Origin of the sequence: Burkholderia sp. KJ006, from assembly GCF_000262695.1 — a bacterium.
Lineage (GTDB): Bacteria > Pseudomonadota > Gammaproteobacteria > Burkholderiales > Burkholderiaceae > Burkholderia > Burkholderia vietnamiensis.
Map to the genome: position 1 here is coordinate 84,953 of NC_017920.1, position 24,276 is coordinate 109,228.

The 24,276-nt window shown below is 65.4% G+C and carries 23 protein-coding genes; 20 read left to right on the top strand and 3 right to left on the bottom strand.

Annotated elements, in window-relative coordinates; all coding sequences use genetic code 11:
• Positions 1–65 precede the first annotated feature (65 nt).
• Positions 66–551 (top strand): Lrp/AsnC family transcriptional regulator, encoded by a 486-nt coding sequence (locus MYA_RS00380; protein WP_014722156.1) that lies wholly within the window; start codon positions 66–68, stop codon positions 549–551.
• Positions 552–630: 79 nt separating this feature from the next.
• Here MYA_RS00380 and MYA_RS00385 read toward each other — a convergent pair whose 3' ends face one another.
• The gene (locus tag MYA_RS00385; RefSeq protein ID WP_014722157.1) at positions 631–1,164 is read right to left on the bottom strand and encodes a class IV adenylate cyclase; all 534 of its coding nucleotides are present in this window, start codon (positions 1,162–1,164) and stop codon (positions 631–633) included.
• An 87-nt stretch (positions 1,165–1,251) separates the two neighbouring features.
• Positions 1,252–2,151 carry a LysR family transcriptional regulator gene (locus MYA_RS00390; protein WP_034192994.1) on the bottom strand — a complete coding sequence of 300 codons (900 nt, stop codon included), beginning with the start codon at positions 2,149–2,151 and terminating at the stop codon, positions 1,252–1,254.
• Positions 2,152–2,315: 164 nt separating this feature from the next.
• Between MYA_RS00390 and MYA_RS00395 the strand changes: the two genes are divergently transcribed.
• The 6 genes from MYA_RS00395 (at position 2,316) to MYA_RS00420 (ending at position 9,241) form a co-directional block, all read left to right on the top strand.
• On the top strand, positions 2,316–4,001 hold the full coding sequence (locus MYA_RS00395; RefSeq protein WP_014722160.1) for a GMC family oxidoreductase: 1,686 nt from the start codon (positions 2,316–2,318) through the stop codon (positions 3,999–4,001).
• Between the two features lie 453 nt (positions 4,002–4,454).
• Positions 4,455–5,234, top strand: coding sequence for an ABC transporter ATP-binding protein (locus MYA_RS00400; RefSeq protein WP_011882795.1), 780 nt, complete (start codon positions 4,455–4,457; stop codon positions 5,232–5,234).
• Entirely contained in the window at positions 5,231–5,986 is a 756-nt protein-coding gene (locus tag MYA_RS00405; RefSeq protein ID WP_014722161.1) for an ABC transporter ATP-binding protein, read from the top strand. The genes MYA_RS00400 and MYA_RS00405 overlap by 4 nt, the downstream gene beginning before the upstream one ends.
• Positions 5,987–6,063: 77 nt before the next feature.
• On the top strand, positions 6,064–7,263 hold the full coding sequence (locus tag MYA_RS00410) for an ABC transporter substrate-binding protein (protein ID WP_014722162.1): 1,200 nt from the start codon (positions 6,064–6,066) through the stop codon (positions 7,261–7,263).
• Between the two features lie 119 nt (positions 7,264–7,382).
• A complete protein-coding gene (locus MYA_RS00415) occupies positions 7,383–8,267 on the top strand; it encodes a branched-chain amino acid ABC transporter permease (RefSeq protein ID WP_014722163.1) in 885 nt (294 codons plus the stop codon).
• The gene (locus MYA_RS00420) at positions 8,267–9,241 is read left to right on the top strand and encodes a branched-chain amino acid ABC transporter permease (protein ID WP_014722164.1); all 975 of its coding nucleotides are present in this window, start codon (positions 8,267–8,269) and stop codon (positions 9,239–9,241) included. The genes MYA_RS00415 and MYA_RS00420 overlap by 1 nt, the downstream gene beginning before the upstream one ends.
• 488 nt (positions 9,242–9,729) lie before the next feature.
• Here MYA_RS00420 and MYA_RS29080 read toward each other — a convergent pair whose 3' ends face one another.
• Positions 9,730–10,152, bottom strand: coding sequence for a hypothetical protein (locus MYA_RS29080; protein WP_043290601.1), 423 nt, complete (start codon positions 10,150–10,152; stop codon positions 9,730–9,732).
• Between the two features lie 161 nt (positions 10,153–10,313).
• On the opposite strand from MYA_RS29080, the gene MYA_RS00425 reads away from it, so the two are divergent.
• The 13 genes from MYA_RS00425 (at position 10,314) to MYA_RS00485 (ending at position 24,274) form a co-directional block, all read left to right on the top strand.
• On the top strand, positions 10,314–11,471 hold the full coding sequence (locus MYA_RS00425; protein ID WP_011882800.1) for an ABC transporter substrate-binding protein: 1,158 nt from the start codon (positions 10,314–10,316) through the stop codon (positions 11,469–11,471).
• A 162-nt stretch (positions 11,472–11,633) separates the two neighbouring features.
• Entirely contained in the window at positions 11,634–12,689 is a 1,056-nt protein-coding gene (locus MYA_RS00430) for a branched-chain amino acid ABC transporter permease (protein WP_014722167.1), read from the top strand.
• Positions 12,690–12,693: 4 nt separating this feature from the next.
• Positions 12,694–14,478: a branched-chain amino acid ABC transporter ATP-binding protein/permease gene (locus MYA_RS00435; protein ID WP_011882802.1), complete on the top strand. Its 1,785-nt coding sequence runs from the start codon at positions 12,694–12,696 to the stop codon at positions 14,476–14,478.
• Complete coding sequence (locus MYA_RS00440) at positions 14,478–15,233, top strand: ABC transporter ATP-binding protein (protein WP_014722168.1); 756 nt, start codon at positions 14,478–14,480, stop codon at positions 15,231–15,233. Before MYA_RS00435 ends, MYA_RS00440 begins: the two co-directional genes overlap by 1 nt.
• 470 nt (positions 15,234–15,703) lie before the next feature.
• Positions 15,704–17,674, top strand: a complete 1,971-nt coding sequence (gene mnmG / locus MYA_RS00445) for a tRNA uridine-5-carboxymethylaminomethyl(34) synthesis enzyme MnmG (protein WP_011882804.1) — start codon at positions 15,704–15,706, stop codon at positions 17,672–17,674.
• Entirely contained in the window at positions 17,671–18,357 is a 687-nt protein-coding gene (gene rsmG / locus MYA_RS00450) for a 16S rRNA (guanine(527)-N(7))-methyltransferase RsmG (protein WP_041493719.1), read from the top strand. The genes mnmG and rsmG overlap by 4 nt, the downstream gene beginning before the upstream one ends.
• Before the next feature lie 50 nt (positions 18,358–18,407).
• The gene (locus MYA_RS00455) at positions 18,408–19,187 is read left to right on the top strand and encodes a ParA family protein (protein WP_011882806.1); all 780 of its coding nucleotides are present in this window, start codon (positions 18,408–18,410) and stop codon (positions 19,185–19,187) included.
• Positions 19,188–19,218: 31 nt separating this feature from the next.
• A complete protein-coding gene (locus MYA_RS00460; protein WP_011882807.1) occupies positions 19,219–20,112 on the top strand; it encodes a ParB/RepB/Spo0J family partition protein in 894 nt (297 codons plus the stop codon).
• A gap of 13 nt (positions 20,113–20,125) precedes the next feature.
• Positions 20,126–21,256 (top strand): SLC13 family permease, encoded by a 1,131-nt coding sequence (locus tag MYA_RS00465; RefSeq protein ID WP_176044245.1) that lies wholly within the window; start codon positions 20,126–20,128, stop codon positions 21,254–21,256.
• A 583-nt stretch (positions 21,257–21,839) separates the two neighbouring features.
• Positions 21,840–22,367: an ATP synthase subunit I gene (locus MYA_RS00470; RefSeq protein WP_014722172.1), complete on the top strand. Its 528-nt coding sequence runs from the start codon at positions 21,840–21,842 to the stop codon at positions 22,365–22,367.
• Between the two features lie 110 nt (positions 22,368–22,477).
• Entirely contained in the window at positions 22,478–23,329 is an 852-nt protein-coding gene (atpB, locus tag MYA_RS00475) for a F0F1 ATP synthase subunit A (protein WP_011882811.1), read from the top strand.
• A 75-nt stretch (positions 23,330–23,404) separates the two neighbouring features.
• Positions 23,405–23,674 (top strand): F0F1 ATP synthase subunit C, encoded by a 270-nt coding sequence (gene atpE, locus MYA_RS00480; protein ID WP_006482730.1) that lies wholly within the window; start codon positions 23,405–23,407, stop codon positions 23,672–23,674.
• 129 nt (positions 23,675–23,803) lie between these two features.
• Positions 23,804–24,274 carry a F0F1 ATP synthase subunit B gene (locus MYA_RS00485; RefSeq protein WP_011882812.1) on the top strand — a complete coding sequence of 157 codons (471 nt, stop codon included), beginning with the start codon at positions 23,804–23,806 and terminating at the stop codon, positions 24,272–24,274.
• Positions 24,275–24,276: the final 2 nt, after the last annotated feature.

Genomic DNA, 24,276 nt, shown 5'->3' on the forward strand with positions numbered 1-24,276 from the left:
GGCGTCGATTCTCCATCCGATGCGATAATCCCGCATCATTTCATCGTTTTGTGCGGATGGCATTCATGCTGGAACTCGACCACTTCGATCTCGCGCTTCTCGATGTGCTGCAGCGCTTCGGCCGTGCCACGCATCAGCAGCTCGGCGAGGAGGTGCCGCTGTCGCCGTCGCAGATCGGCCGGCGGCTGCAGCGGCTCGAGGCGGCCGGCGTGATCGAAGGCTATCGCGTGATGTTGCGGCCGGAAAAGCTCGGCCTGGGCGTCACCGCGTTCACGAGCCTGAAGCTCAAGCATCACGGCGATTCGATCATCGAGCGGTTTCAGCAGCAGATCGACGTGCTGCCCGAGGTGCTCGAGTGTCATGCGGTGGTCGGCGACGCCGACTATCTGCTGCGGATCGTCGCGCCCGATCTGAACGCGCTGTCGCAGTTCGTGATGAAGAAGCTGATGCGCGTGCCGGGCGTCGACAGCGTGCGCTCGAACATCGTGCTGACCACGTTCAAGCGCAACGGCGCGCTGCCGCTCGCGCATCTGGCGCCCGGCGCGGCGTGATCGAGCGGCAGGGCGGTGATGGCGGTGCCGCCGCCACATGACGCGCCGGCGGCGGTCATGCCGCCATTATTGTCGCCGCTTATGCGGCTTCCGATTGAGCGTCGGCGTTCAGCAGATCGACGTACGCGACCGCGACGAGGTCCTCCTGCGCGACGCCGAGCTGCGCGAACACGCGATGCGCTTCGGCTTCACCGTCGGCTTCGTCGTCGTCGGGGGCGAGCACCACTTCGAGTTCGATGAAGTCGCCGAGGCCGTCGACGCGATCGAGGTGAATACGCGTGCGGCCCGCCAGATAGACGTGCCGTTCCTTGGTTACGATGCCGCGCGTGGTCAGCGCGGTCGCGAGCAGCGCATGCATCGCGTCGGGGTTCGTCACCGGGCTGCGCGTGTAGTACGACGCCTTCGGGCCGTCACGGTCGTCGCGCTGGTAGAAGATCAGTTCGGCCGGCGTGCCGTCCTCGAAGCGGCGCAGCTTCAGCCGGCCGCGCGGCACGTCGTAGAAGAAGTCCTGCTGACGGTAGAACAGCGGCGCTTCGGTCGCGAGCGTCGCCGCCTGTTCACGCAGCCGGTCGAATTCGCGGGCGCGGGCTTTGATCTCGATGTTGCGGGCCATGCGGATCTCCTTCGGTCAGGGGGCTCGCGGTGTGCGAACGCACAATCTAGCAAAAAGCCTGCGACGGTGGCATGACGCGCGGTGGCCTCATCTCGCCCACTGCGCGTCGATCAACCGCAGCGCGGCGGCGATGGCCGGTTCGTCGCGGCGCTCGGCGAGCGTCACGAACGTGAGCTCGGTCGGCACCGTCACCTGTTCGACGATCGTCAATGCGTGCGCGTGCGCTTCGGCCAGCGCGGTGGAATCGCGCGCGAGCGTCAGCCCGATCCCCGATTTCACGAGATCGAGCATCGATTGCTCCTGATCGACCTCGGCGACCTTCACCGGTTGCGCGCCCGCGGCCGCGAACCGCCGCGTCAGCAGCCGATGATGGGCGGACGCCGGCGGCGTCCAGATCCACGGCAGCGCGGCCAGCGCGCGCCAGTCGTGCGCGCGCTGCACGCGCTCCTTCCAGCCGGCCGGCGCCAGCACGCGGTACTCGAAATGGGTCAGCGTGACCGTGTGGAACAGGGCGTCGTCGCGCGGATCGTCTTCGCCCGGCCGGCCGATGTAGTAGCCGACGTCGAGCGCCGCGCCGCGCACCTGTTCGAGCACCCAGCCCGACATCCCGTGCCGCAGCGCCGTTTCGATCTGCGGATGCGTTTCGACCAGTGCGCGCAGGAAGCCGCCGAGCCGCAGGAAACCCGGATCGAGGATCGTGCCGATCCGCAGCCGGCCGCGCACCTCGTGCCGCAGCGCGGCGGCGGCGCGCTCGACGTCGACGGCCGCGGCGAGCGCGCGCTCCGCGTGCGGCAGCAGCGTCTGTCCGTCGCGGGTGAGCGCGAGCCCGCGCGACGTGCGCGTGAACAGCACGACGCCGAGCGCTTCCTGCAGATGCTTGATCTGCAGGCTGACGGCCGGCTGCGTCAGGTGCAGCTGCACGGCGGCGCGCGTGAGATTGCCTTCACGGGCGACCGTCGCGAACGCGCGCAGCAGAGTGAGATCCATCGTCGTGATATGAGTGCGGCTTATAACGCAGTTCAGCATAACTCATTGGATCGGCAGCGCGCGGCCGGAGTACGCTGCAACGATCGCGTCGCTCCGCGGCGCACTATGCTGAAAAAGGCGCGCGGCACGCCCCGCGCGGCGCACAACAACTCAGGAGACACGTCGTGACCACTCAACGCACGCTCGAGGGCGAATTCGATTACGTGATCGTCGGCGCGGGCACCGCCGGCTGCGTGCTCGCGAACCGCCTGACCGAAGATCCCGACATCCGCGTGCTGCTGCTCGAAGCGGGCGGCAAGGACGATTACCACTGGATTCATATCCCGGTCGGCTATCTGTACTGCATCGGCAATCCGCGCACCGACTGGCTGTACAAGACGCAGCCCGAGGCGGCGCTCAACGGCCGCGCGCTGTCGTATCCGCGCGGCCGCGTGCTCGGCGGCTGCTCGTCGATCAACGGAATGATCTACATGCGCGGCCAGCGCGAGGATTACGACGGCTGGGCGCAGGAAACCGGCGACGCCGGCTGGTCGTGGGACAGCGTGCTGCCGATCTTCAAGCGCAGCGAGGACCATCACGCCGGCGCGAGCGACGCGCACGGCGCGGGCGGCTACTGGCGCGTCGAGAAGCAGCGGCTGCGCTGGGAGATCCTCGAATCGTTCGCGCAGGCCGCGCAGCAGACGGGCATCCCGGCCACCGACGATTTCAACCGCGGCGACAACACCGGCGTCGGCTATTTCGAAGTGAACCAGAAGCGCGGCGTGCGCTGGAATACGTCGAAGGCGTTCCTGAGGCCCGCGATGGCGCGCCCGAACCTGACCGTGATCACCGGCGCGCACGCGCAGCGCGTGGTGTTCGACGGCCGGCGCGCGGTCGGCGTCGAATACCACGGCGGCGGCGTCGACTACGTCGCGCACGCGCGCATCGAAGTGCTGCTGACGTCCGGCGCGGTGAATTCGCCGCAGCTGCTCGAACTGTCGGGCATCGGCGCGGGCGCGCGGCTGCAGGCGCTCGGCATCGACGTCGTGCACGATCTGCCCGCGGTCGGCGAAAACCTGCAGGACCACCTGCAGCTGCGGATGGCGTTTCGCGTCGACGGCGTGCGCACGTTGAATACGCGCTCGGCGAACTGGTGGGGCAAGCTGATGATCGGCGCCGAATACGCGCTGCTGCAGCGCGGGCCGATGTCGATGGCGCCGTCGCAGCTCGGCGCGTTCGCGAAATCCGATCCGGACGACCCGGCGCTCACGCGTCCCGATCTCGAATATCACGTGCAGCCGCTGTCGCTCGAGCGCTTCGGCGAGCCGCTGCACCGCTTCAACGCATTCACCGCGTCGGTCTGCCAGCTGCGGCCGAGCTCGCGCGGCAGCGTGCATATCGCGAGCGCCGATCCGGGCGTCGCGCCGTCGATCGCGCCGAACTATCTGTCGACCGATCACGATCGTCACGTCGCCGCCAATGCGTTGCGGCTCACGCGCCGCATCGCGTCTGCGCCGGCGCTCGCACGTTATCGCCCGCAGGAGATTCTGCCGGGCACGCGCTATCAGACCGAGGCCGAGCTCGTCGAAGCGGCGGGCGCGATCGGCACGACGATTTTCCATCCGGTCGGCACCTGCCGGATGGGGCGCGCCGACGACGAACGTGCGGTGGTCGACAGCCGGCTGCGCGTGCGCGGGATCGCGGGGCTGCGGATCGTCGACGCGTCGGTGATGCCGTTCATCACGTCGGGGAACACGAATTCGCCGACGTTGATGATCGCCGAGCGCGCGAGCGACATGATCCGCGAGGATCGCCGCGCGGCGCGCGACGCGACGCAGGTGCGCACGGAAGCGGCGATGATGCCGGCGTGATATCGGCGTGATATCGGCGCCACACGCGCGGCGGCCGCGTGTCTGCGGCGACCTTCGGGCTATGCGGCGAAACGGGTTCGCATATGCGGCGGTTGGAAGCGCGCGCGTGCGAACGATCACGTTGAACCCGCGCATGGGTCACGATCGGCGCGTGGTCGCGATGACCTGACGCGCGCTGTTTTCACAGGCACGCGCCGTGCGCAGCGCGCACGTGTCGAACCTTCGCGCTCCACCGCGTGCGATATGGCGGCCAGCCCTATAAGTGCAAATCCCGATGATTGCACTGCACCAACGAGGCGACAATGTCCCGCAGTGTGCATACGCGTCGGCGCGGGGAGACCACCCTCGACGTGTAATACGGCGCCCGGGGGCGGCCCGCCGATCTGCGGCGCCGATCGCGATCGCCAGTGCGACGCTCCCCGGTGCTTCGCCCGACTTCGTACGGAAGGGAACATGATTCTCGGCGACACGATTCTCGAAACACGCGGACTGACGAAGGAATTCAGGGGCTTCACTGCCGTCAACGGCGTCAACCTGCGCGTGCGCCGAGGCGCGATCCACGCGTTGATCGGACCGAACGGCGCGGGCAAGACCACCTGCTTCAACCTGCTGACCAAGTTCCTGACGCCCACGGCTGGCCAGATCGTCTTCAACGGTATCGACATCACCGGCGAGCGGCCCGCGCAGGTCGCACGCCGCGGCATCATCCGTTCGTTCCAGATCTCCGCGGTATTCCCGCACCTGAGCGCGCTGCAGAACGTGCGCATCGGGCTGCAGCGCGCGCTCGGCACCGAATTCCACTTCTGGCGCAGCGAGCGCACGCTGCGACGCCTCGACGATCGCGCGATGGATCTGCTCACGCAGGTCGGCCTCAGCGATTTCGCGCACGTGCCGACCGTCGAGCTTGCATATGGCCGCAAGCGCGCGCTCGAAATCGCCACGACGCTCGCGATGGAGCCCGAACTGATGTTGCTCGACGAGCCCACGCAGGGGATGGGCCACGAGGACGTCGATCGCGTGACCGCGCTCATCAAGAAAGTCGCGGCCGGCCGCACGATCCTGATGGTCGAGCACAACATGAACGTGATCGCCGGCATCTCCGACACGATCACCGTGCTGCAGCGCGGCGAGGTGCTTGCCGAAGGCTCGTATGCCGAAGTGTCGAAGAATCCGCTGGTGATCGAGGCCTACATGGGCAGCGCCGACGCGGCGCTCGCAGGGGCGCACGCATGAAGCACAGCGAACGGGAGGAACGCGAATTGAGCGGCGTCGAAAGCGGCGCGCCCGCGCTGGAAATCTCGGGCCTCGAAGCCTGGTACGGGGAATCCCACATTCTTCACGGCGTCGATCTGACCGTGCATCGCGGCGAGGTCGTCACGCTGCTCGGCCGCAACGGCGCGGGGCGCACCACGACGCTGCGCGCGATCATGGGGCTCACCGGGCGCCGCAGCGGCTCGATCAAGGTGGCCGGCAACGAGACGATCGGCCTGGCGACGCACCGCATCGCGCATTTCGGTGTCGGCTATTGCCCGGAGGAGCGCGGCATCTTCTCGAGCCTGTCGTGCGAGGAGAATCTGATGCTGCCGCCGCCGATCGGCCCGCGCGAGCACGCGATGTCGCTCGACGAGATCTACGCGATGTTCCCGAATCTCGCGTCGCGCCGGCAGAGCCAGGGCACGCGGCTGTCGGGCGGCGAGCAGCAGATGCTCGCGGTCGCGCGGATCCTGCGCACCGGCGCGAACCTGCTGCTGCTCGACGAAATCTCGGAAGGCCTCGCGCCGGTGATCGTGCAGGCGCTCGCGCGCATGATCGTCGCGCTGAAGGCGCGCGGCTATACGGTCGTGATGGTCGAACAGAACTTCCGCTTCGCCGCACCGCTCGCCGACCGCTTCTACGTGATGGAGCATGGCCGCATCGTCGAGCATTTCCGCTCGTCCGAACTGGAAGGAAAGATGCCGATCCTTCACGACCTGCTGGGGGTGTGACGCCGCCCCGTTTCACTTGCCGCTGGCCGTGGCGGCGCACGAACAACCACAACGCATCAGAACAACAGGAGACGTCAATGAAAATGAAGACCCTCGCACACGCGTGTCTCGCGGTCGCGACCGCAGCATTCAGCGCCGGCGCGGCACACGCCGCCGACAGCGTGAAGATCGGCTTCATCACGGACATGTCGGGGCTTTACGCGGACATCGACGGGCAGGGCGGCCTCGAGGCGATCCGCATGGCAGTCGCCGACTTCGGCGGCAAGGTGCTCGGCAAGCCGATCGAGGTCGTCTACGCGGATCACCAGAACAAGGCCGACATCGCCGCGTCGAAGGCGCGCGAATGGATGGATCGCGGCGGGCTCGACCTGCTGGTCGGCGGCACGAACTCCGCGACCGCGTTGTCGATGAACCAGGTCGCGGCCGAGAAGAAGAAGGTCTACATCAACATCGGCGCGGGCGCCGACACGCTGACCAACGAGCAGTGCACGCCGTACACGGTCCACTACGCATACGACACGATGGCGCTCGCGAAGGGCACCGGTTCGGCCGTGGTCAAGCAAGGCGGCAAGAGCTGGTTCTTCCTGACCGCCGACTATGCGTTCGGCAAGGCGCTCGAGAAGAACACGTCGGACGTCGTGAAGGCGAACGGCGGCCAGGTGCTCGGCGCGGTGCGGCACCCGCTGTCGGCGTCGGACTTCTCGTCGTTCCTGCTGCAGGCGCAGTCGTCGAAGGCGCAGATCCTCGGCCTCGCGAACGCGGGCGGCGACACGATCAACTCGATCAAGGCCGCGAAGGAATTCGGCATCACCAAGACGATGAAGATCGCCGCGCTGCTGATGTTCATCGACGACGTGCACAGCCTCGGCCTCGAGACGACGCAGGGTCTCGTGCTGACCGACAGCTGGTACTGGAACCGCGACGCCGCGTCGCGCCAGTGGGCGCAGCGCTACTTCGGCAAGATGAAGAAGATGCCGTCGAGCCTGCAGGCCGCCGACTACTCGTCGGTGACGACCTACCTGAAGGCCGTGCAGGCGGCCGGCACGACCGACTCCGACAAGGTGATGGCCGAGCTGAAGAAGCTCAAGATCAGCGACTTCTACGCGAAGGGCTACATCCGTCAGGACGGCAGCATGATCCACGACATGTACCTGATGGAAGTGAAGAAGCCGTCCGAGTCGAAGGAGCCGTGGGATTACTACAAGGTGCTCGCGACGATCCCGGGCGACCAGGCGTTCGGCACCAAGCAGGAATCGCGCTGCGCGCTGTGGAAGTAGGCGCGGCGTAGCGGCGCTGCGGCGGTTCCGGCGGCCCGGGCGACGTGGCCGCCGGGCCGCGCATGCGCGCCGGCCTGAAGGTTGCACGCGCAACCAAACTCATACTGACGGCTAAGTCGATGGAAATCTTTGGCATTCCGTTGCCGGCGATGCTGAGCCAGTTGCTGCTCGGCCTCGTCAACGGCTCGTTCTACGCGATCCTGAGCCTCGGGCTCGCGGTGATCTTCGGGCTGCTCAACGTGATCAACTTCGCGCACGGCGCGCTGTTCATGCTGGGCGCCATGCTCGCGTGGATGGGGCTGTCGTACTTCGGCCTGCCGTACTGGGCGATGCTCGTGCTCGCGCCGCTGATCGTCGGCGCGTTCGGGATCGCGATCGAGCGCTCGATGCTGCGCTGGCTGTACAAGCTCGATCACCTGTACGGGCTGCTGCTCACGTTCGGCCTCACGCTGGTGGTCGAAGGCGTGTTCCGTTCGATTTACGGTTCGTCGGGCCAGCCGTACGACGTGCCCGCGCAACTGTCGGGCGCGACCAATCTCGGCTTCATGTTCCTGCCGAACTACCGCGCGTGGGTGGTCGTCGCATCGCTCGCGGTGTGTCTCGCGACCTGGTTCGTGATCGAGAAGACGCGCCTGGGCGCGTATCTGCGCGCCGGCACCGAGAACCCGAAGCTCGTCGAGGCGTTCGGCGTGAACGTGCCGATGATGATCACGCTCACCTACGGCTTCGGCGTCGCGCTCGCGGCGTTCGCGGGCGTGCTCGCGGCGCCGGTGATCCAGGTGTCGCCGCTGATGGGCCAGCCGATGATCATCACCGTGTTCGCGGTGGTCGTGATCGGCGGGATGGGCTCGATACTCGGTTCGATCGTCACCGGGCTGCTGCTCGGCGTGATCGAGGGCTTCACGCGCGTGTTCTATCCGGAAGCGTCGGCCACCGTCGTGTTCGTGATCATGGCGATCGTGCTGCTGTTCCGTCCGGCGGGCCTGTTCGGCAAGGAAAAATGATGCAGAGAAAAGTGCTCTACGGCGCGTTGCTCGCCGCGCTGCTGGCGGCGCCGTTCATCGGCGCGTATCCGGTGTTCGTGATGAAGGTGCTCGCGTTCGCGCTGTTCGCGGCCGCGTTCAACCTGCTGATCGGCTATACGGGGCTGCTGTCGTTCGGCCATGCGATGTTCCTCGCGAGCGCCGGCTACGCGACCGGCTACGCGATCCAGACGCTCGGCTTCACGCCGGAGCTCGGCGTGCTCGCCGGCACGGCGGCGGCCACGCTGCTGGGGCTCGTCGTCGGCCTGTTCGCGATCCGGCGGCAGGGCATCTATTTCGCGATGATCACGCTCGCGTTCGCGCAGATGGTCTACTTCATCTACCTGCAGGCGCCGTTCACGCACGGCGAGGACGGGCTGCAGGGCGTGCCGCGCGGCCACCTGTTTGGCGTGCTCGACCTGTCGAACGACGTCACGCTGTACTACGTCGTGCTTGCGGTGATCGTCGCCGCGTGTGCGTTCATCGTGCGGGTCGTACATTCGCCGTTCGGCCAGGTGCTCGTCGCGATCAAGGAGAACGAGCCGCGCGCGATCTCACTCGGCTACGACACCGACCGCTTCAAGCTGCTCGCGTTCATCCTGTCGGCCGGGCTCGCGGGGCTGGCCGGCGCGTTGAAGGTGCTGGTGCTCGGCTTCGAGACGCTGTCCGACGCTTACTGGACGATGTCGGGCCTCGTCGTGCTGATGACGCTCGTCGGCGGGATGGGCACGCTGTTCGGGCCGCTGCTCGGCGCGGCGCTGATCGTCGCGCTCGAAGACCGGCTCGGCGACATCGGCGAGTGGCTCGCATCGCTCACGGGCGTCGGCTGGTTCCACTCGCTGGGCGAATCGGCGACGATCGTCACCGGGCTGATCTTCATCGCATGCGTGCTTGCGTTCCGGCGCGGCATCGTCGGCGAGATGGTCGCGCGCGTGAAGACGGTGCGGCCGTCCTGATCGCGTTGCATTCGGTGCGCGGCGGCGTTGATGCGAAGCACCATCCGGCGCCTTGCGCAGAGGCGTTTTGCGCTCGCCCGGGCCGCGCCGCACGGCCAGATTGCTGCCCCATTTTCGTGCGGCGATGCACCATAGGGGTAAATGCTAAGTTGTCGCAGGGTGAAAGGTCCTTTAATCTTCGTTTCAGTTCTGATGCACCGCGAAACGAATTTGCAGGTGGAGAACGAGGAGACAATCGAGGCACAAAGTGCCCGGACCCCAAAGCGCTGTTGGACGGAATCCAACAGCGCTTTTTCATTTGCGTGCGCGAATTTGCATCGATGGTGCATGGCGCGCATCGCCCTCAATGCGCGCCATTTCGCGCGTTCGCATCGCACCGTTCATCCCGCCCCGTATTTTTCTTCGATCGTCCTGTCGAGCCGTCGACGGCACGCGCGCGCCTGCGCGCGGTTCGGGCTTACCCGGTTAGCGTGCATGAAAGGCGTCCGTTACACTCGGCTTTCGCCGACCGAGCGGTCGGGAAAATCGGTCGGCAGTTCTCCTACGAGCGCAACGCAGAACAGGGAGTACGGTTGGATGAGACGCGCAGGACGTTGGATCGCGGTATCGCGTACGGTCGAGGGCAGCCGTTCGGGAGCAGGGCGGCGCGGGCTTCTTGCGGCTTGCGGGCGCAGCCGGGCGGGTGCGACGTCCGTTGCCGCGGGAAGCGCCGGCAACGCGCAGGTTGGCGCGGTGCTCGCCAGATCCGATGCCTCGTTCACCGTCGCATGAGCGGCCGATTGCGGCCTTTGTTCGCCCCTGGCGACGGCGCCGCACCGGGCGCGTTGCCGCCGTCGTTGCGCGTGCATCGCGGCCGCTTCGCCGCTTCTGTTTTTCGCTTGCTTCATTTCGACGACATCGCCGTCGCGCATCGTTGCGGTCGAATGGCCGTTCTGCTGTGCGCGACGATGCCTCGCGGGAAAACGAGCGTAGGCGCGGCACAGCGGGATAGTTAAATTATTAAATTGTTTGAGGACCGGGAGCCGCCAGAGCGACCCGCGGATTTTTCGAGCAGCGTTTGGAGACAACGTAAATGAAAATGAATCGATGGATGGAGGCTCTGTTTGCGGCTGGCCTCGTGTGCGCGGCGGCGACGGCGTCCGCCCAGGTCAAGATCGGCGTGACGCTGTCGGCCACCGGGCCGGCCGCATCGCTCGGAATCCCGGAGAAGAACACGATCGCGCTGCTGCCGAAGGAGATCGGGGGCAAGAGCGTCCAGTACATCGTGCTCGACGACGCGTCCGACACGAGCCGCGCCGTGCAGAACGTACGCAAGCTGATCGACGAGGATCACGTCGACGCGATCATCGGTTCGTCCGTCACGCCGAACTCGCTCGCGATGCTCGATCCGGTGTCGCAGGGCAAGACGCCGACGATCTCGCTGGCCGCGAGCGCACAGATCATCGCGCCGATGGATGCGAAGCGCGCATGGATGTTCAAGGTGCCGCAGAACGATCAGCTGATGGCCGACGCAATCGCCGACTACATGGCGAAGCACGGCGTGAAGACCGTCGGCTTCATCGGCTTCGCCGATGCATACGGCGACAGCTGGTACAACACCTTCAACGCCGCTGCGGCGAAGAACGGGCTGAAGGTCGTGTCGAACGAGCGCTACAACCGCACCGATGCGTCGGTGATGGGGCAGGTGCTGAAGCTGATGGGCTCGACGCCGGATGCGGTGCTGATCGCCGGCTCCGGCACGCCGGCGGCGCTGCCGGCCAAGACGCTGAAGGAGCGCGGCTACAAGGGCAAGGTGTACCAGACGCATGGCGTCGCGAACAACGACTTCCTGCGCGTGTGTGGCAAGGATTGCGAAGGCGAGATCCTGCCGGCCGGCCCCGTGCTCGTGACCGACCAGCTGCCCGATTCGAACCCGGTGAAGAAGCCGGCGCTCGGCTACAAGGCGGCGTACGAGAAGGCCTACGGCGCGGGTTCGCTGTCGACCTTCGGCGGCCACGCATGGGACGCAGGGTTGCTGCTGCAGCGCGCGATTCCGGAGGCGCTGAAGAAAGGGCAGCCGGGCACCGAAGCGTTCCGCGAGGCGCTGCGCGCGTCGCTCGAGAGCGTGAAGGATCTGCCGGTGTCGCACGGCGTGATCAACATGACGCCGACCGATCACAACGGCTTCGACACGCGTGCGCGTGTGATGGTGCAGATCGTCGACGGCAAGTGGAAGCTGCAGGCCGAGTAAGCATCACGTGAAACTGGCGGGCCCGGTGGGAACGGCACCGGGCCCGCCGCATGTTTTCCGGAACACCGCGGAACGGCGCGCCGCGTTCCCGCCATGCCGTTTCCGCTTGCGGGGCGTTGTCCCGTCACCGATTCTTCGCAGCATTCTCGATACACGAAACGTATGGATCTCTCGATTGCGGCGATCCTCGCGCAAGACGGCATCACGACCGGCGCCATTTATGCATTGCTGTCGCTGGCGCTCGTGCTGGTGTTTTCCGTCACGCGAGTGATCTTCATTCCCCAGGGCGAATTCGTCGCCTACGGTGCGCTGACGCTCGCGGCGCTGCAGGCGCAGAAATTTCCGGCCACCTGCTGGCTCCTGTTGGTGATGGGCATCGCGTGCTTTCTGCTCGAAGCGGGCGGCCTGATCCGCCATCGCGAACGCCGTCATCAGCTCGGCCGGACGCTCGCGACGCTCGGCAGCCGCTACGTGCTGCTGCCGCTCGCCATGTTCGCGCTCACGCGCAACTTCGCCGCGCAGCCGCTGCCGATGCTCGCGCAGATCGCGCTGACGCTGGCGATCGTCGTGCCGATGGGGCCGTTCGTCTATCGGCTCGTGTATCAGCCGATCGCCGAAGGCACGACGCTGCTGCTGCTGATCGTGTCGGTTGCCGTCCATTTCGCGATGGTCGGGCTGGGGCTCGTCATGTTCGGCGCGGAAGGCTCGCGCACCAACGGATTCACCGATGCGTCACTCGCCCTGGGCGGCATGACGGTGTCGGTGCAGAGCATCGTCGTGGTCGCGACCGCGCTGGTGCTGATCGGCGCGCTCTACGTGTACTTCGGCCGCACGATCGCCGGCAAGGCGCTGCGCGCGACGTCGGTGAACCGGCTCGGCGCGCGGCTCGTCGGCATCGGCACGACCGAGGCCGGGCGGCTGGCGTTCACGCTGGCAGCTGGGCTCGGCGTGCTGTCCGGCATTCTGGTCGGCCCGCTGACGACCGTCTACTACGACTCCGGCTTCCTGATCGGGCTGAAGGGTTTCGTCGGCGCGATCATCGGCGGTCTCGTCAGTTATCCGCTCGCGGCGGCCGGCTCGCTGCTCGTCGGCGTGCTCGAGTCGTATTCGTCGTTCTGGGCGAGCGCGTACAAGGAAGTGATCGTGTTCACGCTGATCATCCCGGTGCTGCTGTGGCGCAGTTTCGCGACGCCGCATGCGGAAGATGAAGAGGAGTGACGCGATGACGACGATGGTACGCAACAAGGCCTTCTGGGTGTTTCTCGTGGTGCTGTTCGCGCTGCCGGTGCTGCCCGGCGCGCTGCAGGTGCCCGAATACTGGATCACGCTGCTCAACTACATCGGCCTCTACGCGATCGTCGCGATCGGCCTCGTGCTGCTGACCGGCGTCGGCGGGATGACGAGCTTCGGCCAGGCCGCGTTCGTCGGCATCGGCGCGTATGCAACCGCGCTTCTGACCACGCGCTACGGCGTGTCGCCGTGGCTCGCGCTGGTCGTCGGCGTCGTGCTGACGGCGCTGGTCGCGCTGCTGCTCGGCGCGGTCACGATGCGGCTGTCCGGGCACTTCCTGCCGCTCGGTACGATCGCATGGGGCCTCGCGCTGTTCTACCTGTTCGGCAACCTCGAACTGCTCGGCAAGTACGACGGGATCAGCGGGATTCCGGCGCTGAACCTGTTCGGCGTCGCACTCGAAAGCGGCCGCAGCCTGTACTTCGTGATCTGGGCCGTCGTGCTCGCCGCGATCGTGTCGGTGCAGAACCTGCTCAATAGCCGGCCGGGCCGCGCGATTCGCGCGCTGCGCGGCGGCGGCGTGATGGCCGAGGCGATGGGCGTGAACACCGCCTGGATGCGCGTGGTGATCTTCGTCTACGCGGCGGTGCTCGCTGCGGTATCGGGCTTTCTTTACGCGCATCTTCAGCGTGCGGTGAACCCGACGCCGTTCGGCCTGAACCACGGGATCGAATTCCTGTTCATGGCCGTGGTCGGCGGGGTGTCGCACGTGTGGGGCGCGGTGCTCGGCGCCGCGATCCTCACCGTGCTGCAGGACTACCTGCAGACGCTGCTGCCCAAGCTGCTCGGCTCGGAGGGCAACTTCGAGATCATCGTGTTCGGCGTGCTGATGGTCGTTCTGCTGCAGTACGCGCGCCAGGGCGTATGGCCGTTCGTCGCGAAGCTGTTTCCGCGCGGGCCGCGCGCCCATGCGCCCGAGTACGCCGATCCGTTGCCGCAGCGGGCGAAGCCGGTCGCGGGCGAGCCGCTGCTCGTGGTCGATCGCGCGCGCAAGCAATTCGGCGGGCTGGTGGCCGTGAACGACGTGAGCTTCGACGTGAAAGCGGGGCAGATCATCGGGCTGATCGGCCCGAACGGCGCCGGCAAGTCGACCACGTTCAATCTGGTGACGGGCGTGCTCAAGCCGACCGGCGGCGCGATCACGTTCCGTGGCGAGCGGATCGACGGGCTCACGTCGCGGCAGATCGTGCGCCGTGGGATCGGCCGGACCTTCCAGCACGTGAAGTTGCTTCCGACGATGACGGTGCTCGAGAACGTCGCGATCGGCGCACACCTGCGCGGTCACACCGGCGTGTGGCGCAGCATCGCGCGGCTCAATGCGCACGAGGAAGCGCAGCTGCTGGCCGAGGCGGCGCAGCAGATTCGCCGTGTCGGGCTCGAAAAGCACATGTACGACGAAGCCGGTAGCCTCGCGCTGGGCCAGCAACGGATACTCGAAATCGCCCGCGCGCTGTGCTGCGATCCGACGCTGCTGCTGCTCGATGAGCCGGCCGCCGGGTTGCGCTATCAGGAGAAGCAGCAGCTCGCCGAGCTGTTGCGGCGCCTGAAGGGCGAGGGGATGAGCGTGTTGCTCGTCGAACATGACATGGATTTCGTGATGAACCTGACGGACCGGCTGGTCGTGATGGAATTCGGCACGAGGATCGCGGAAGGGCTGCCGCAGGACGTGCAGCAGGATCCGGCGGTGCTCGAGGCGTATCTGGGCGGGGTGGAGTGATGGCGGACACGACGATGCCGATTCTCGAGGTACGTGGGCTGGCCGTGCGGTACGGCAAGGTCGGGGCGTTGCACGGCGCGGCGATCAAGGTCGGCGCGGGCCAGATCGTCAGCGTGATCGGGCCGAACGGCGCAGGCAAGTCGACGCTGCTGAACGCGATCATGGGCGCGTTGCCGGTGACGGGGCATGCGTCTGGCCAGGTCTTGTATCGCGGCCGTGACGTCGGCGCGTTGCCGATCGAGCAACGCGTCGCGCATGGCATGTGCCTCGTGCCGGAAAAGCGCGAGCTGTTCAGCACGATGACGGTCGAGGATAACCTCGTGCTGGGCGCCTACCGCCGCAAGCAGGCAGGCGAGGCGAACTTTCTCGATCAGCTCGATCATGTCTTCGCGCTGTTTCCGCGGCTCAGGGAGCGACGCAGGCAGGCTGCCGGTACGTTGTCGGGCGGTGAGCGGCAGATGCTGGCGGTCGGACGCGCGCTGATGGGCAAGCCCGACTTGCTCATGCTCGATGAGCCCAGCCTCGGGCTGGCGCCGCTGATCGTGAAGGAGATTTTCCACATCATCAGCGCGCTGCGCGGTACGGGCGTCGCGACGTTGCTCATCGAGCAAAATGCGCGCGCTGCGCTGCAGATTTCGGACTACGGCTATGTGCTCGAGACAGGCGAGTTTGCGCTGGAAGGCCCGGCGGCCGAGTTGGCACAGAATCCGCAGGTGATCGAGACTTACCTCGGGTTAGCCAAGAAATCGGCGTGACGCCTGCTTGGGCAGTGGAGGCGGAACCGGGAAACGGACGGCGTGTTTCACGTGAAACACGCCGTTTTTGTTGGGCGGACCGGGGAACGGAAGCGGGTGGGGATAAGAGTCTGCCGGTCTTATAGAAATACTGTGGCGTGACCGGCAAGCGTCGCTCTGCGTCGCCACTGAGGGCGGAGCTATGGCGACGCGCCAGGCGGCACAGGGGGATAACTTGTTGCGGGCCGAGTGCAAGAGCTGTGAGCGCCACCGCAAGCTAACGAGGCTTCACAGAAATTCACGTATTTCCGCCCGACCAACGGGCGCGATGGCTCCTTTGAGCATCACTGCACGCCACAGCGGTCGAAAAAACCGTCAAATGAACGCACCCTACCATTCGGACGGTCTTCGGCGTAAAAGCGAACCCGCTATAATTCGGCCCATACATTTCTCTGATAGGTTCGTGCGCTGTCCTGCGTACGGAATCCACCATGCTTTTTCCCACAGAATTTGACGTCATCGTCGTCGGCGGCGGGCACGCCGGCACGGAGGCCGCGTTGGCATCGGCCCGCATGGGTGCGAAGACGCTGCTGCTGACCCATAACATCGAAACGCTCGGCCAGATGAGCTGCAATCCGTCGATCGGCGGCATCGGCAAGGGCCATCTCGTGAAGGAAGTCGATGCGCTCGGCGGTGCGATGGCCGCCGCGACCGACGAGAGCGGTATTCAGTTCCGGATCCTCAATTCGTCGAAGGGTCCGGCCGTACGCGCAACGCGTGCACAGGCCGACCGCATCCTTTACAAGGCTGCGATCCGCCATCGGCTCGAGAATCAGCCGAACTTGTGGCTGTTCCAGCAGGCCGTCGACGATTTGATGGTCGAGGGCGACCGGGTGGTCGGTGCGGTCACGCAAATCGGCATCCGTTTCCGGGCGCGCGCTGTCGTGCTGACGGCGGGCACGTTCCTCGACGGCAAGATCCATGTCGGCTTGAACAACTACACCGGCGGCCGTGCGGGCGATCCGGCAGCCGTCTCGCTGTCGGCCCGCCTGAAGGAATTGAAGCTGCCCCAGGGCCGCCTGAAGACCGGCACCCCCCCGCGTATCGATGGCCGCTCGATCGACTTTTCGAAGCTCGACGAGCAGCCGGGCGACCTCGATCCGATCCCGGTGTTCTCGTTCCTCGGCCGCGCAGAGCAGCATCCGCAGCAGCTGCCATGCTGGGTCACGCATACGAACGAGCGCACGCACGACATCATTCGCGGTGGGCTCGACCGATCGCCGATGTATACGGGCGTGATCGAAGGCGTCGGCCCGCGTTACTGCCCGTCGATCGAGGACAAGATTCACAGGTTTGCGTCGAAGGAGTCGCACCAGATCTTCCTGGAACCGGAAGGGCTGACGACCAACGAGTTCTATCCCAACGGCATTTCGACGAGCCTGCCGTTCGACGTGCAACTCGAACTCGTGCACTCGATGCGCGGCCTCGAGAACGCGCACATCCTGCGCCCCGGCTACGCGATCGAGTACGACTATTTCGACCCACGTGCGCTGAAGGCGTCGCTGGAAACGAAGGCGATCAACGGGCTGTTCTTTGCGGGCCAGATCAACGGTACGACCGGCTATGAAGAGGCGGCGGCGCAGGGCCTGCTCGCTGGCCTGAATGCCGGCCGTTACGTGCAGGAAAAGGACGCATGGTGCCCGCGTCGGGATCAGGCGTACCTTGGCGTGCTGGTCGACGACCTCGTCACGCGCGGCGTGGCTGAGCCTTACCGGATGTTCACGAGCCGCGCCGAATACCGGCTGAGCCTGCGTGAAGATAATGCGGATATGCGGTTGACCGAGATTGGTCGCGAGCTGGGCCTCGTCGACGACGTGCGCTGGGACGCGTTCAGCCGGAAGCGCGACGCTGTTTCACGTGAAACCGAACGCTTGAAGTCGACTTGGGTGACGCCGAAGACGCTGCCGCCGGAAGAGGCGACCGCGCTGCTCGGCAAGCCGATCGACCACGAATACAGCCTGGCCGAACTGCTGCGGCGGCCTGGTATCAGCTACGACGGCGTATGTGGGCTGAAGGGCGGTGAATGTGGCCCCGTGGAGCCGCTGGCCGATGAGCCGGTGCTGCTGGGTCAGATCAAGGAGCAGGTCGAGATCGGTATCAAGTATCAGGGTTATATCGAGCGCCAGGCCAACGAGATCGAGCGCAATGATGCGAATGAGAATACCCGTCTGCCGGATGGTATCGACTACCGTGAGGTTCGCGGTCTGTCGTTCGAGGTGAGTCAGAAGCTCAACGAGTTCCGCCCCGAAACGATCGGCCAGGCCTCGCGTATCTCGGGTGTGACGCCGGCCGCGATCTCGCTGCTGATGGTGCACCTGAAGCGCCGCGGCCTCGGCCGCCGTAACGGCGCCGCAGCAGAAACGACCGAGCAGGGGGGCGATACCGTCCCGACGCAGCAATGACGGCGCGTCGCGCGCCGGCGGTTAATCGGGACGTACTTGAGCAGATGTTGATCGACGGCACGGCCGCGCTGGACATCGTATTGACGGATGCTCAGCGCAACCAGTTGCTCGACTATGTGGCGCTGCTCGGTAAATGGAACGCCGTCTACAACCTGACGGCGATCCGTGACCCGAGGCAGATGCTGACTCAGCACATCCTCGATTCGCTTTCCATCGTTCCGCATCTGCGCGGCCGCACGGATGCGCGCGTGCTCGATGTGGGCTCCGGCGGCGGGCTGCCGGGCATCGTGCTGGCGATCGTCCAGCCGGGCTGGCAGGTTACGCTGAACGATATCGTGCAGAAGAAATCGGCATTCCAGACGCAAATGCGCGCCGAACTGAAGCTGACGAACCTGTCCGTCGTCACCGGGCGCGTCGAATCGCTGCAGCCGGGCTTCGAAGTGCCGGAAAAATTCGACATGATCGTATCCCGCGCCTTCGCGGATCTATCCGACTTCGTTAAACTTGCTCGTCATCTCGTCGCACCGGGCGGATCGATCTGGGCAATGAAGGGCGTCCACCCGGACGACGAAATTGCGCGACTGCCGGAAGGCAGCCGCGTGAAGCAGACGATACGATTGGCCGTCCCGATGCTCGATGCCGAACGGCATCTGATCGAAGTCGCCGTCGACGAAGCGAATTGAAGGCGCGCGGATGCGCGCCGTTTGTTTGAAGGTAAGAGGAACACCCAACGATGGCAAAGATCTTCTGCGTTGCAAACCAGAAGGGGGGCGTCGGCAAGACGACGACATCGGTCAATCTCGCCGCAAGCCTTGCAGCGCAGGAGCAGCGCGTGCTGCTGATCGATCTCGACCCGCAGGGCAACGCGACGATGGGCAGCGGGATCGACAAGGCCGCATGCGAGTCGACCGTGTACGAAGTGCTGATCGACGGCGTACCGGTGTCGGACGCACGTGTGCGCCCGGAAGGCGTCACGTACGACGTGCTGCCGGCCAACCGTGAGTTGTCCGGCGCGGAGATCGAGCTGATCGGCATCGACAACCGCGAGCGCCGGCTGAAGGCCGCGCTCGAGCGCGTCGCGGACGACTACGATTTCGTGCTGATCGACTGCCCGCCGACGCTGTCGCTGCTGACGCTGAACGGACTGTGCGCGGCGCACGGCGTGGTGATCCCGATGCAGTGCGAGTACTTCGCGCTGGAGGGCTTGTCCGATCTCGTCAACACGATCAAGCAGGTTCACGCGAACATGAACCGCGACCTGAAGATCATCGGCTTGCTGCGCGTCATGTTCGATCCGCGCATCACGCTGCAGCAGCAGGTTTCCGATCAACTGAAAGCGCATTTCGGCGACAAGGTGTTCGACGCGGTGATTCCGCGCAACGTGCGTCTGGCGGAAGCGCCGAGCTACGGGTTGCCGGGCGTCGTATTCGACCGTAACTCGCGCGGTGCGCAGGCGTATCTTCAATTCGGTGCCGAGATGATCGACCGCGTGCGCGCGTTCGAGGTGTCGTGAGCCGGACATGAGCGAAGCGAGGAAGAAAGACATGAACGCGGTACCAAAGAAGAAGGGCTTGGGACGTGGCCTCGAAGCGTTGCTCGGCGGCAGTGCGGACATCACCGAAGCGGTGAAGATCGAAGGCGCTCCGAACACGCTTGCGCTCGGCAAGCTGCAGGCCGGCAAGTATCAGCCGCGCACGCGGATGGACGAAGGCAACCTCCAGGAGCTGGCCGCCAGCATTCGCGCGCAAGGCGTGATGCAGCCGATCCTGGTGCGGCCCGTTTCGTCTGATAAATACGAGATCATTGCGGGCGAGCGGCGTTTTCGGGCTGCGCGCCTCGCCGGCCTCGAAGAAGTGCCGGTGCTGGTGAAGGACGTATCCGATCAGGCCGCCGCGGCGATGGCGCTGATCGAGAACATCCAGCGCGAGGATCTGAACCCGCTGGAAGAGGCACACGGCATCCAGCGCCTGCTCGACGAGTTCGGTTTCACGCACGAGCAGGCCGCCGAATCCGTCGGCCGCTCGCGCAGCGCGGTGTCGAACCTGTTGCGGCTGCTGAACCTCGCGTCGCCGGTGCAGACGATGCTGCTGGCCGGCGATCTCGACATGGGTCACGCGCGTGCGCTGCTCGCCGTCGATGCGGCAACGCAGATCGCGCTCGCGCATCAGGTCGTCAACAAGCGCATGTCGGTGCGCGAGACCGAGAAGCTGGTCGCGCACACGACGAAGGAAGCGCCGGCCGTGAAGGCGCGCGCGAAGGACGACGGCGGCCGCGACACGCGCCGGCTGGAGGAGGAGTTGTCCGACCTGCTCGCGTCCACGGTGAAGATCAAGCTCGGCCGCCGCGGCCGAGGGCAGGTGTTGATCGATTTCGGCAACCTCGATGCGCTCGAGGGCATTCTCGCGCGGCTGCGCGGTAACGTCGCAACTGAAGAGTGACGAGGTTCAATTGATCGAAAGCACGGGCGCGCCGGCGCCGCGCCGGTGGCTCGGCTGGCTTTTGCAGGAGCCCGTACTGACGGTACTGGCCGTTGCGCTGATCGTTCTCGAATGGTTGCGCCCGCAACCGTTCGCGATACTGGCCGGTCTGGTCGACTGGCAGACGGTGGTCACGCTCGCTGGCCTGTTGATGCTGACCAAGGCGCTCGAGCTGTCCGGTTGTCTGATGTGGCTCGCGCATCGCATCGTGCACCACGTGCACTCCGAGCGCGGGCTCGCGATGCTGCTGGTGATATTCGCGGCGGCGCTTGCGATGTGGCTCACCAACGATGTCGCGCTGTTCGTCGTCGTGCCGCTGATGGTATCGCTGCGTGCGTTGACGCCGCTGCCGTTTCGACGGCTGGTGATCGTCGTCGCGCTGGCGGTCAACGCCGGGTCCGTCGCGACGCCGCTCGGCAATCCCCAGAATCTGTTTCTGTGGCAATTGAGCGGCGTGTCGTTCGGCGGCTTCGTCGTCGCGCTCGGGCCGCTCGCGCTCGCGTTGATGGCGTTGCTGCTCGCGGTCACGGCGTGCGCGTTTCGTGCCAAACCGCTCGACTTGTCGGGAGACGTGCAGGCGGTGCCCGTGCAACGCATGCACGCATTGCTCGCGGCCGTGCTGTTCGGCGGCTTCGTGCTGCTCGCCGACGCGCACCATCCGGTGCCGGGCCTGATCGCCGTCGTGATCGCGCTGCTGGTGGCGAAGCGCGACGCAGTCCTGAAAATCGACTGGCTGCTGTTGTTGATCTTCGTGCTGATGTTCGTCGTGTTGCGCAGCGCGGCCGCGTTGCCGGTCATACATGACACGATTGCGAGCAGCCATCTCGATACGCCGTTGCGCGTGTTCGCCGCGGGCGCGGTGCTGTCGCAGGGCATCAGCAACGTGCCGGCCGCGATCCTGCTGTCGGAATTCACGCACGACTGGCGCGCACTCGCGTTCGGCGTCTCGGTCGGCGGCTTCGGTTTCGCGATCGGCTCGCTCGCGAACCTGATCGCCGTGCGTCTCGCGAAGGAGCCGCGCATGTGGCTGCCGTTTCACGCGGTGTCGATCCCGTTCGCGCTGGCGAGCGCGGCACTCGGCGCGTGGTTGCTCGTCCACGGTTGAGCGCCGCGGCCAGCGGTAGCGGCGACGTCGGCCGCCTGCAAAAGCGTGGCCGGGCAGGGCGGCAGCAGCAGCGACCTTCGAAACACCCCGCCTGTTGATAAGTGCGCCGATTCACAGTCGATCTACTGTGGCGACGCAACGCCGCTCGCCGCTTCATCTGCACGGCTGATCGCATTTCTTCGTGCTGCCAAGCGCGCACGTCGGCGAGGTGCGGTTGTCGCACAGCACCGGCCGCCGCGTTTCCATTCGTTCCGCCTTCGCGGAATTTCATTGCAATCAGCCCGCCGCGACGCCGCGACGCCGCGTCACAGCCCCCATTTCCGGCCGTTGATTTCCGCTGAAACGCGCATTTCCGCCCGCGAAATGTGCGACGCGAAAAAACCACCTTACAACTGTCATCGTACGTCGTCGATTCGCGCGTTTTTCACATGATGAGGCGGCGTTTTACGAAGCTTTTTGTCGCGTCTAAAGCCTTGAATCACTTGCAACTATCGCTTACAATCGCCCGGATTTGTTAGCTAGGCACCCCTGAAAGCTTTCAGAAAGCTTGGGGCCGGGTTCAAGGATTTTGCGGAAGATTGCGATGGCGGGTCAGGCGCCGAACGACAGGCACGATGGTCCCCGAGCGCAACGCACCGCTTCAGCGGCCGGCGAACGGCGCGAATCCGACGGCGGCGACTGGGATGCCGAGCAGCAAGATGACAACATCGTTCCGCTCACGCGGACGGAAGCCGAGAGGTTGTTCGGTCCGAACGTGAGCAAGCCGCCGCGCGTCACTCCCTACAAGGTGGTGATCGCGCAGGTGGTCTTGTCCCTGGTTGCAACGCTGGCGTGGTGGCTGTTTTCGAAGTCGCCGGGCGCCGCTGCGCAATCCGCGTTTCTGGGCGGGGCGATCGGCTGGGTGCCAAGCGCGTTGTTCGTGGCACGACTGAAGGCAGGTGGCTCGGCCACCGTGATGAGCTGGGTGATGGGCGAAGCCCTGAAGCTCGGCGTGACGATCGGAATGTTCGCCGCAGTGGCGTACGGCTATGCCGGCGTGCACTGGCCGGCGCTCCTCGTCACCTACCTCGTCGTGCTGAAGACGTACTGGATCGCGCTGGCCTGGCGGTAAGCAACAAGCAGCGTGCGGTTTTCGACAGGAACCGCACCGGCCCGTTCCCGCAATAGCGTATTGCGGAAACGGGGGAAACGATTTTCGACAATTTGGGTGGCATTAACGATATGGCAGCTAGCGAAGGCACGCGCGGTCCGGATCCGTCCGAGTACATTGCGCACCACTTGCAGAACTTTTCCACCTCGCATCAGACGTCGATTTTCGACATCCACGTCTGGAACATCGACACGCTGTTCTGGTCGATCGTGTGCGGGATCGTGACGATCGTCGTGTTGCGTCTGGCCGCCCGCAAGGCGACGTCGGGCGTGCCGGGCCGTTTCCAGTGCGCGATCGAAATGCTCGTCGAGATGGTCGAAGATCAATCGAAGGCCATCGTCCATGGCAATCGCACGTTCATCGCTCCGCTCGCGCTCACCGTGTTCGTGTGGGTCGCGCTGATGAACTCCCTCGACTTCCTGCCGGTCGACCTGCCGGGCCGCGTGATCGCCCTGCTCGGTCTGTCGGACGTGATTTCCCACCACCGCATCGTCCCGACGGCCGACCTGAACGGCACGCTCGGCATCGCGCTCGGCGTGTTCGTCCTGATGATCTACTACAGCATCAAGATCAAGGGCGCCGGCGGTTTCGTGCATGAGCTGCTGTCGGCGCCGTTCGGCGGCCACCCGCTGCTGTGGATCCCGAACCTTGCGCTGAACATCGTCGAATACGTCGCGAAGACCGTCTCCCTCGGCATGCGGCTGTTCGGCAACATGTACGCAGGTGAGCTGTTGTTCCTGTTGATCGCCCTGCTCGGCAGCATGTGGAGCTTCGGTGGCGACGCAACGTTCCTCGGCTTCGTTGGTCACGTGATCGCGGGCAGCGTCTGGGCAATCTTCCACATCCTGATTGTTCTGTTGCAGGCATTCATTTTCATGATGCTGACGCTGGTGTATCTCGGCCAGGCGCACGACAAGCACTAAGCGCGACGTGCAAACAAGAGTTTCCGTTTTAGTTTTTTAAATCTAAGTTCCAAGTCTTTTCTCAAAGGAGTGATCATGCAAGCTTACATCGCCAACATCCAGGGTCTGACCGCCATCGGTATCGGCATCATCATCGGCCTGGGTGCAATCGGCGCCTGTATCGGTATCGCGCTGATGGGTGGCAAGTACATCGAAGCCTGCGCACGTCAGCCGGAACTCATCAACCCGCTGCAAACCAAGATGTTCCTGCTGGCCGGCCTGATCGACGCTGCATTCCTGATCGGTGTTGGTGTCGCAATGCTGTTCGCGTTCGCGAACCCGCTCCTGTCGAAGCTCGCAGGCTAAGGTTCCTCGGAAATATGCGCACGGCGTGAGCCGGCGCAGGGCGGAACGGAGACTTGGGGCGCTGATCGAATGCAACTCGATGAGCGCCTTACCGTTTCATTTTTCCGGAATAGCAGATAAGGAAACACCGTGAATCTCAACGCAACTCTGTTTGCGCAAATGGTCGTGTTCCTGGTCCTCGCGTGGTTCACGATGAAATTCGTGTGGCCGCCGTTGATCAACGCCCTCGACGAACGTTCGAAGAAGATCGCCGACGGCCTCGCCGCCGCGGAAAAGGGCAAGGCAGAACTCGACGCAGCGCACAAGCGCGTGGACCAGGAACTCGCGCAGGCCCGTAACGACGGCCAGCAGCGCATCGCCGACGCCGAAAAGCGTGCCCAGGCGGTCGCCGAGGAAATCAAGGCCAACGCCCAGGCTGAAGCCGCCCGCATCGTCGCCCAGGCGAAAGCGGAAGCAGAACAGCAAATCGTGAAGGCGCGCGAAACGCTGCGTGGCGAAGTTGCCGCGCTGGCCGTGAAGGGCGCCGAGCAGATCCTGAAGCGCGAAGTCGATCAAACGGCCCACGCCCAACTGCTGAATCAACTGAAAGCCGAGCTCTGATC

Coding starts and splice junctions, on each gene's coding strand:
- MYA_RS00385 (WP_014722157.1), bottom strand. CDS start 1,164: ATGGCCCGCAACATCGAGATCAAAGCCCGCGCCCGCGAATTCGACCGG.
- MYA_RS29080 (WP_043290601.1), bottom strand. CDS start 10,152: ATGCGCGACGGCGATGTCGTCGAAATGAAGCAAGCGAAAAACAGAAGC.
- MYA_RS00430 (WP_014722167.1), top strand. CDS start 11,634: ATGGATCTCTCGATTGCGGCGATCCTCGCGCAAGACGGCATCACGACC.
- MYA_RS00460 (WP_011882807.1), top strand. CDS start 19,219: ATGAACGCGGTACCAAAGAAGAAGGGCTTGGGACGTGGCCTCGAAGCG.
- MYA_RS00425 (WP_011882800.1), top strand. CDS start 10,314: ATGAAAATGAATCGATGGATGGAGGCTCTGTTTGCGGCTGGCCTCGTG.
- MYA_RS00420 (WP_014722164.1), top strand. CDS start 8,267: ATGCAGAGAAAAGTGCTCTACGGCGCGTTGCTCGCCGCGCTGCTGGCG.
- MYA_RS00415 (WP_014722163.1), top strand. CDS start 7,383: ATGGAAATCTTTGGCATTCCGTTGCCGGCGATGCTGAGCCAGTTGCTG.
- MYA_RS00435 (WP_011882802.1), top strand. CDS start 12,694: ATGACGACGATGGTACGCAACAAGGCCTTCTGGGTGTTTCTCGTGGTG.
- atpB (WP_011882811.1), top strand. CDS start 22,478: ATGGCAGCTAGCGAAGGCACGCGCGGTCCGGATCCGTCCGAGTACATT.
- atpE (WP_006482730.1), top strand. CDS start 23,405: ATGCAAGCTTACATCGCCAACATCCAGGGTCTGACCGCCATCGGTATC.
- mnmG (WP_011882804.1), top strand. CDS start 15,704: ATGCTTTTTCCCACAGAATTTGACGTCATCGTCGTCGGCGGCGGGCAC.
- MYA_RS00390 (WP_034192994.1), bottom strand. CDS start 2,151: ATGGATCTCACTCTGCTGCGCGCGTTCGCGACGGTCGCCCGTGAAGGC.
- rsmG (WP_041493719.1), top strand. CDS start 17,671: ATGACGGCGCGTCGCGCGCCGGCGGTTAATCGGGACGTACTTGAGCAG.
- MYA_RS00470 (WP_014722172.1), top strand. CDS start 21,840: ATGGCGGGTCAGGCGCCGAACGACAGGCACGATGGTCCCCGAGCGCAA.
- MYA_RS00405 (WP_014722161.1), top strand. CDS start 5,231: ATGAAGCACAGCGAACGGGAGGAACGCGAATTGAGCGGCGTCGAAAGC.
- MYA_RS00380 (WP_014722156.1), top strand. CDS start 66: ATGCTGGAACTCGACCACTTCGATCTCGCGCTTCTCGATGTGCTGCAG.
- MYA_RS00400 (WP_011882795.1), top strand. CDS start 4,455: ATGATTCTCGGCGACACGATTCTCGAAACACGCGGACTGACGAAGGAA.
- MYA_RS00455 (WP_011882806.1), top strand. CDS start 18,408: ATGGCAAAGATCTTCTGCGTTGCAAACCAGAAGGGGGGCGTCGGCAAG.
- MYA_RS00410 (WP_014722162.1), top strand. CDS start 6,064: ATGAAAATGAAGACCCTCGCACACGCGTGTCTCGCGGTCGCGACCGCA.
- MYA_RS00440 (WP_014722168.1), top strand. CDS start 14,478: ATGGCGGACACGACGATGCCGATTCTCGAGGTACGTGGGCTGGCCGTG.